Here is an 8202-nt window from a genome sequence, read left to right on the forward strand (position 1 = left end):
TTTGAGCAGCCTACGGCTAGCTTCCTAGTTTGCTCTTTGATTTTCATTGAGTATCAAAATGAAAAGGCAGACCTTATTCAAGAATCCGCCATTATCCAAAGATTAATCTTCAAATTTTTCATGATTTTTTTCATAGAAATCAATTAAACCTAGAGCTGTTTCAAATGAAATATTTTTTACTTTTGCACGACCCTGCGCTAGAGCAATGATAGACATTTCACGCGCATTCGTTTCTTTAGAGATACGGTAGCCTGTGATTTTCTTATCACGAACCCAGCCAACAACTGATTCTACTTTTTCAAAGTTTGACTTAGCCATGTTCTTCTCCTATTTTCTTCTTTACGTTATATTATTGTATACGTTTTTATGTCTTTTGTCAATAAAAAAACATATATTCAATAAAATAAATGATTCAGAATCTTCTTACTTCCTTTTTAAAGCCGATAATATATAGGTTTTTGCTTACTATAACCCATTAGTATGCTCCTAAAAAACAATTGCATTATTAAACTTTAAACTTGTAAAAATATTCATGTATACTGAATACCAGTTTCTCAATAGGATAGACAGGATTTACTATTTCATTCTATATATTCCTTTTAAATCAACAAGTCCACTAAAGATAGTCTTTCACTCCACACTATCTCTAAACCATTCCGTTTTCTTTCTCCTTCTTTGGTTCCTTTCCTGTCCTTATCTATATCTTATTTATTTCACAACCGGTACTACTTACTTTGTCCAATCTTGCACCTTCTGATTACATACTCGCTTTCCAGCTAGTCATTTGAAAACAGCAGCACTTGCCGTTTCATGTCTAACACTATTGTTTATCTCACGAGTTTTTTTCAGCCGACTCACCTAACAACCATCTCATAAACATTGATTATTTTTTCTGATTCCTATTATATTTAGTGAAAGTTCAAATTAGGGATATATACAATTGGGGATTTCAAAAAATTTCCTTATATATAGTAAGTAATTCTGTCGCCTCAATATAAACAGAATCAAAAATAATAGGTGCTATAGTGAGTTGTAGTAGAAATAGCACGATAGATTTCCTAAGTCCATAGGAATCGCCCCCTTTCTTCACCCTCATTATAACACCTATACATCAGTTGTGCAAATAATATGATATTTTTTTATTAGTCCTCAGACAAGCATATTATAGAGCGTTTCATTACCATTTAAGTTAATATAAGCTGGATCAAAACCTTCCATTCGACGAATCAATCCTGCATAATCATGCTTATCTGCCAAAGCGATCCCAATTAAGACTGGGCCTGTACCCTTGCTAGCTCGCTTGATATACTCAAATCGTGTGATATCATCATTTGGTCCCAGGATATCATTTACAAACTCACGCAGAGCACCTGGACGCTGTGGAAAATTGACAACAAAGTAATGCTTGATACCATCATAAATCAAGGCACGTTCTTCCATTTCTGGCATACGGTTGATATCATTATTTCCTCCAGAAATGATACAACAAATGGTTTTTCCCTTGATATATTCAGCCAACACCTCTAGAGAGGCGATACTAGCCGCTCCAGCAGGTTCTGCGACAATCCCTTGCTTAGAGTAGAGGTCAATCAAGGTTTCAGAAATCAATCCCTCATCGACACCTACCAAAGTTTGAACATGTTGACGAGTTGCTTCATAGGTCAATTGACCTACCTTTTGTACAGCAATCCCATCCGCAAATTTGTCAATTTCTTTGAGTTTAACTGGACCACCAGCTTCAAAGGCAGCCTTCATGGAACGCGCTCCATTAGCCTCTACCCCAATGACTTCAATTTCTGGACTTGTTTCCTTGATATAGGTAGAAACCCCAGCAATGAGACCGCCACCACCAACAGGAACCAAGACAGCATCAAAATCAATCGATTCTTTTCGAGCTTCTTCTAAAATCTCATAAGCAACTGTCCCTTGACCAGCTTGAACATGGGCATCATCAAAAGGATCAATAAAGGTACGATTTTCAGAGACTGTAAATTCTTGAGCTGCTTTAGCTGAGGCATCAAAGGTATCTCCAACTAGTTTAATGGTTACGAAATCCCCACCAAAAAAGCGAACTTGACCAATTTTTTGTTGCGGAGTAGTAATGGGCATAAAAATAGTAGCAGGAATTTTCATTTCATTACAGGTATAGGCTACTCCCTGCGCATGATTTCCCGCAGAAGCGCAGACTACTCCACGTTCACGCTCTTCCTTGCTGAGCTGAGAAATAGCATAATAGGCACCACGAATTTTAAAAGAACGAACACGTTGGGCATTTTCTTTTTTCAAATAAATCTTAGCACCATACTTCTCCGATAAATAATGGTCATAATCAAGCGGTGTATTGACGACCACACCATTCAAGACCTTGTGAGCCTTGATGATATCTTTTGAACTTAACATCTTTTTCTCCTAGACTATTTCATACTTATCTCAATCCATCCTCTTAAAAGAAAGCTGAATTGATTATAAAAGCGAGTTAGTCCCCCAACTCGCCTTCACCTTAATTTCTATCAATTAGTTATAGATTTTGAATGCATCATCGTCGTTTTTACCAACGAATGGCATTGCTTTACGCAATTCTGCACCAACTTTTTCAATTTCAAGGTTAGCTGCTTGTTCACGGTAAGCAGTCAATTTTGGACGTCCAGCTTTATAGTCGTTTACAAAGTCATTTGCAAATTTACCATTTTGGATGTCTGCCAAGACAGCCTTCATATTTTCTTTAACTTGTTCAGTGATTACACGTGGACCTGATACATAGTCACCGTATTCAGCAGTGTTTGAAATAGATTGACGCATTTTCTTGAATCCACCTTCGTAGATCAAATCAACGATCAATTTCATTTCGTGAAGAACTTCAAAGTAAGCCAATTCTGGAGCGTAACCTGCTTCTGTCAAAACTTCGAAACCTGCTTCGATAAGGGCAGTCAAACCACCACAAAGTACAGCTTGTTCACCAAACAAATCTTCTTCAGTTTCTTCTTTGTAAGTTGTTTCAAGAAGACCTACACGTGCTGCTCCAACACCTTTACACCAGTCCATAGCAATGTTTTTAGCATTTCCTGTTGCATCTTGATATACTGCGTAAAGAGCTGGAACACCAAATCCTTCTTCATAAGTACGACGCACCAAGTGTCCTGGTCCTTTAGGAGCACACATAAAGACATCTACATCCGCAGGAACTTTGATAAACTCAAAGTGGATATTGAAACCATGAGCAAATCCAACTGCATTTCCAGCTTCCAAGTTTGGAGCGATTTCTGCTTCGTACAATTCCTGTTGGATTTCGTCTGGTGCCAAAATCATGATAACGTCAGCCAATTTAGTTGCTTCTGCTACTGTGTAAGTGTCAAATCCATCTTCTTTTGCTTTGTCAAAAGATTTACCTGGACGTACACCGATGATGACATCACGACCTGAGTCACGCAAGTTTTGAGCGTGCGCATGTCCTTGTGAACCATAACCAATAACGGCGATTTTTTTACCGTCAAGTGCTGCTACTTTAACATCTTTTTCGTATTCCATTTGAACTGCCATAGTTTTTTCTCTCTTTTCTATTATTTATTGCCTTTTAGGCTGGTTTAACAAATTTAAGTTGGATTTTTAATCGCGGGTAAATCCAGTTGCACCCGTACGAGCGATATTGCGAATACCGTATGGTCGAATGACTCGCAATAGAGCTTCACTCTTTTCAGCATTTCCTGTCATCTGAATGGTAATCGAGCTTGGCGCTACATCTACCACCGTTGCACGGAAAGGTTGAATAATCGCTAAAATCTCAGCTCGCTTCTCAGCTGGCGCTGACATCTTAACCAAAATCACCTCGCGCTCCAAATGAGGCTTGTCTGTAATATCTCGAATGCGAATCACATCAATTTGACGATTGAGCTGTTTGATAATTTGCTCCACCTCATCATGTGAAGCTACATCAATAATAATGGTGATACGCGATACATTCGGATCTTCTGTTGCTCCAACAGAGATGCTTTCGATATTAACCTGGCGACGAGACAGAACGCCAGTAAAGCGATTGAGGACTCCTGAACGATTTTGTAGTTTTGCTGTTAACATTCTACGCATGGAACTTCACCCCCAACATCTCATGATTACTCTTACCAGCTGGTACCATTGGTAACACCTGTTCCTTACGAGAAATATCTACCTCGATTAGCATAGGAACATCCTCAGTGATGACTTCAAGGTCTTGATCCAAGGTCTCAGGATTGTCAAATTTATAGTTTTTAATACCGTAAGCTTGTGCCATCAATTGGAAATCTGGAAGGGTATCAAAGACTGACTCAGATGTTCTACCTTCATAGAAGGATTCCTGCCACTGACGAACCATTCCAAGTGAGTGGTTGTTCAGCATAACCACCTTGATTGGCACCTTGTAAATGTTCAAAATCGCCAATTCCTGGTTGGTCATTTGGAAACCACCATCCCCAACAAACAAGACTACTTCCTTATCTGGGTTAGCAATTTTAGCTCCAATTGCTGCTGGAATTCCGAATCCCATGGTTCCCAAACCACCTGAAGTCACTAACTGACGTTCGTTTTGATAGGGATAATACTGGGCTGTCCACATTTGGTGTTGACCAACGTCTGTTACTACAATGGCATCTCCGTTCGTCAATTCACCAATTCGTTCAATAACAGCTTGCGGCTGAACCACACGTTCTTTCTTATCATAAGAACGAACACGGTTCTTGTCTTTAGTAACTTTCTCAATCCATTTTTCAGTATTGTTATGAACTGTCGGTTCAGCCAACAACATTTGCAAGGCTTTCTTAGCATCTCCAACTACAGGAATATCTGCACTGATAATCTTGCCAATCTCGGCTGGGTCAATATCAATGTGAGCAACCTTAGCATTCTTAGCGAAGGTTTTAGGATTCCCCGTCAAGCGGTCATCGAAACGACAACCAATACTAATCATAAAATCAGCTTCTGTCATGGCAATATTAGCTGCGAATGATCCGTGCATTCCTCCCATTCCAAGGAAGAGTGGATGACTCGTTGCAATCGTTCCTTGACCCAAAAGGCTGGTTACCACTGGAATTTGATAACGTTCTGCAAATTCATTTAATTCTGCCGCAGCCTCAGCATAACTAATCCCACCACCAGCTAGCAAGACTGGCTTTTTAGCCTTGGATAATTGCTTCAAGATTTTCTTGATTTGCATATCATTTGGCTCAAGAGTCGGCTGATAGCTTGGTAGGTTCACTTCTGGTGAATAGATGAAGTCCGTTTCTAAAGCAGATACGTCTTTAGGTAGGTCAATGACAACTGGCCCTGGTCGACCTGTAGTTGCAATATGGACAGCTTCCGTAATAATACGAGGAATATCAGCTGTCTCACGAACTTGATAATTGTACTTAGTGATTGGCATGGTAATTCCCACGATGTCTGCCTCCTGAAAAGCATCCTTCCCAATCCCTGCTCGCGCCACCTGACCTGTAAAGACCAAAAGGGGAACGCTATCGCTCATGGCATCCGCAATCCCTGTAATGGCATTTGTTGCTCCTGGTCCACTAGTGACGACAGCAACACCCAACTTTCCAGTTGATTTGGCATAACCTTCAGCTTCATGCAAACAACCTTGCTCATGGCGCCCTAGAATGTGGCGAATGCCTTTAAAATTATATATCGCATCATAAAAAGGCAAGACCGCACCACCAGGATAACCAAAGATGGTATCAATTCCTAAATCACGAAGTGTTTCCAAAACTAGGTCAGACCCCGTCTTAGGAGATTCTAAACTGATTTTCTCCATTGTTCCCCTTTCTTTCCTCTTAAAAATAACTTGTTACTATCATACCACTTTTTCAAAATTTTTCAAGACAAAAGAAGAAATTTTCTGAATTTTCTATTTTAACGTTTATTTATGAATGTTATTTTGGTTTTTATTTAAAAGATACCGATTTCATTATTTAAAAAGAAAAAAAGAACTGATTTCTCAGTCCTTCATTAATCTTATTCTACACTAAATAGGTATGGGTAAACTGGTTGTTGGCCTTGGTGAATCTCTACTTCAACATCTTCGAATTCTTCTGCGATTTCTTGGGCAATTTCATTGGCAAGTTCTTCGCTTCCGTCTTCACCGACATAGAAGGTTACGATTTCACTATCTTCATCCAACATATGTTTCAAGGTTTCTGTCAAGGTTTGGTGCATATCAGGGTTTGACACGAGGATTTTCCCATCCACCATACCAAGATTATCATTTTCATGAATTTCTAAACCATCAATGGTTGTATCACGAACAGCTGTTGTGACGCTTCCGCTAACGACATCGCTAAGAGCAGCAGTCATACGCTCTTGGTTTTCTTCGATAGACTTGCTTGGATCAAAGGCAAGAAGACTTGTCAAACCTTGAGGAAGAGTGCGAGCTTCCACCACTACTGCTGGTTGTTCCAAAACTTCTGCTGCAGATTGAGCTGCCATGAAGATATTTTTGTTGTTTGGCAGGAAGATAATATTACGAGCATTGACCTGTTCAACAGCCTTGATAAAGTCTTCTGTTGAAGGGTTCATGGTTTGACCGCCTTCGATAACATAATCTACACCTTGAGAACGGAAGATATCTGCTAGACCTTTACCAGCCACTACAGCAATCAAAGCATACTCTTTTTCTTCAGCTGGTTTGCTAACTTGAGCAGCTTCTTTCTCAACCTGTGCTTCGTGTTGGTTACGCATATTGTCAACTTTTACCTTGACCAAGCTACCATATTTGAGACCTTCTTGCATAACAAGTCCTGGATCTTCTGTATGGACATGGACTTTGACAATTTCATCATCGTTAACAACGAGGAGAGAATCCCCAAGCTCATTCAAGTAGTTTCGGAATTCGTCGTAGTCAAAATCTTTGGCATAGGTTGGACCTTGCTTAAGAGCTACCATGATTTCAGTACAGTAACCAAACGTAATATCCTCAGTCGCTACGTGACCAGCTACAGACTTGTGGTGCTCTGCATTGATCATCTCACTCATGTTAGCAGGAGTGGCTACAAAGTCCTCAGATGCAATATATTCACCAGTAAGGGCTGAAAGGAAACCTTCGTAGATGAAGACCAATCCTTGACCACCCGAGTCCACAACACCAACTTCTTTCAATACTGGAAGCATGTCTGGTGTTTTAGCTAGAGCGGTTTTAGCACCTTCTAAGGCTGCACGCATGACTTCAACAGCGTCATCTGTCTGCTCAGCTTTTTTCTTAGCACCGATAGCAGCTCCACGTGAAACTGTCAAAATCGTTCCTTCAACTGGTTTCATAACGGCCTTATAGGCAACTTCCACACCTGATTGGAAGGCAAGGGCCAAGTCTTGACCTGTTAACTCATCTTTATCCTTGATAGCTTGTGAGAATCCACGGAAAAGCTGAGACGTAATAACTCCTGAGTTCCCACGCGCACCCATCAAAAGCCCTTTGGCAAGAATGCTCGCTACCTCTCCAACTGTAGAAGCTGGCTTGTCTGCAACTTCTTTAGCACCATTTTCAATGGTCATTCCCATGTTTGTTCCAGTATCTCCATCTGGAACTGGGAAGACGTTTAATGAATTGACATATTCAGCTTGCTTATTCAAGCGAGTTGATGCAGCCTGCACCATTTCTTGAAATAAGCTAGTAGTAATTTTTGACACGGTTATTCTCCTACAACTTTGATATTTTGAATGTAGACATTTACAGTCTGAGCAGTAATTCCAAGCTGGTTTTCCAAGCTAAAACGAACACGCTCTTGAATGTTTTTTGACACTTCGCTAATCTTTGTTCCGTAGCTCAACACGGTATATACATCAACTGCAATACTGCCATCTTCGGCCGCCTTTACGACGACACCTTTGGAATAATTTTCCTTACCTAGAAGGGCTTGGAAATTATCTTTGAGGGCATTTTTACTAGCCATACCGACCACACCAAAAATCTCAGTTGCTGCTCCACCTACGACGGTTGCAATCACTTCATCTGTTAGTTCGATTTGACCATCTTTTGTATTAATTTTTACAGTCATCCTTTTTACCTCAACTAGTTGATACTCTATTTTATCATATTTCAGCCCAAGTGTAAAAGCAGAATACTGTATCAGCGGATATTTACTCTATTTTTCAAATGATTTTATATCTACAGTAAAAGAAAAAAGACCCTAAGGTCAATGTCATTAAGTTAGTGATCTAACTACTTGAATAGGAGGTGTGATTGAGAAC

Annotated in this window: 7 protein-coding genes; all 7 read right to left on the reverse strand. The window is 39.9% G+C overall.

What is annotated here, in order from left to right:
• Positions 1 to 102: 102 nt before the first annotated feature.
• Positions 103 to 318, reverse strand: coding sequence for a capsule biosynthesis transcriptional regulator (locus tag ADI58_RS05780; RefSeq protein ID WP_001130036.1), 216 nt, complete (start codon positions 316 to 318; stop codon positions 103 to 105).
• A gap of 831 nt (positions 319 to 1149) precedes the next feature.
• On the reverse strand, positions 1150 to 2400 hold the full coding sequence (gene ilvA / locus ADI58_RS05785; protein ID WP_000952975.1) for a threonine ammonia-lyase IlvA: 1251 nt from the start codon (positions 2398 to 2400) through the stop codon (positions 1150 to 1152).
• 114 nt (positions 2401 to 2514) lie between these two features.
• Positions 2515 to 3537, reverse strand: coding sequence for a ketol-acid reductoisomerase (gene ilvC, locus ADI58_RS05790; protein WP_000290683.1), 1023 nt, complete (start codon positions 3535 to 3537; stop codon positions 2515 to 2517).
• Positions 3538 to 3603: 66 nt separating this feature from the next.
• Positions 3604 to 4080 (reverse strand): acetolactate synthase small subunit, encoded by a 477-nt coding sequence (gene ilvN / locus ADI58_RS05795; protein WP_001253803.1) that lies wholly within the window; start codon positions 4078 to 4080, stop codon positions 3604 to 3606.
• Positions 4073 to 5773, reverse strand: a complete 1701-nt coding sequence (locus ADI58_RS05800) for an acetolactate synthase large subunit (protein WP_000411736.1) — start codon at positions 5771 to 5773, stop codon at positions 4073 to 4075. Before ADI58_RS05800 ends, ilvN begins: the two co-directional genes overlap by 8 nt.
• 200 nt (positions 5774 to 5973) lie before the next feature.
• Positions 5974 to 7641 carry a DAK2 domain-containing protein gene (locus ADI58_RS05805; RefSeq protein ID WP_000036655.1) on the reverse strand — a complete coding sequence of 556 codons (1668 nt, stop codon included), beginning with the start codon at positions 7639 to 7641 and terminating at the stop codon, positions 5974 to 5976.
• Between the two features lie 2 nt (positions 7642 to 7643).
• Positions 7644 to 8009 (reverse strand): Asp23/Gls24 family envelope stress response protein, encoded by a 366-nt coding sequence (locus ADI58_RS05810; RefSeq protein ID WP_000216437.1) that lies wholly within the window; start codon positions 8007 to 8009, stop codon positions 7644 to 7646.
• Positions 8010 to 8202: the final 193 nt, after the last annotated feature.

Origin of the sequence: Streptococcus mitis (assembly GCF_001074635.1) — a bacterium.
Lineage (GTDB): Bacteria > Bacillota > Bacilli > Lactobacillales > Streptococcaceae > Streptococcus > Streptococcus mitis_E.

Bases quoted from the DNA above. Each gene is read 5' to 3' on its own strand.
- ADI58_RS05780 (WP_001130036.1), bottom strand. From the start codon at position 318: ATGGCTAAGTCAAACTTTGAAAAAGTAGAATCAGTTGTTGGCTGGGTT.
- ilvA (WP_000952975.1), bottom strand. From the start codon at position 2,400: ATGTTAAGTTCAAAAGATATCATCAAGGCTCACAAGGTCTTGAATGGT.
- ilvC (WP_000290683.1), bottom strand. From the start codon at position 3,537: ATGGCAGTTCAAATGGAATACGAAAAAGATGTTAAAGTAGCAGCACTT.
- ilvN (WP_001253803.1), bottom strand. From the start codon at position 4,080: ATGCGTAGAATGTTAACAGCAAAACTACAAAATCGTTCAGGAGTCCTC.
- ADI58_RS05800 (WP_000411736.1), bottom strand. From the start codon at position 5,773: ATGGAGAAAATCAGTTTAGAATCTCCTAAGACGGGGTCTGACCTAGTT.
- ADI58_RS05810 (WP_000216437.1), bottom strand. From the start codon at position 8,009: ATGACTGTAAAAATTAATACAAAAGATGGTCAAATCGAACTAACAGAT.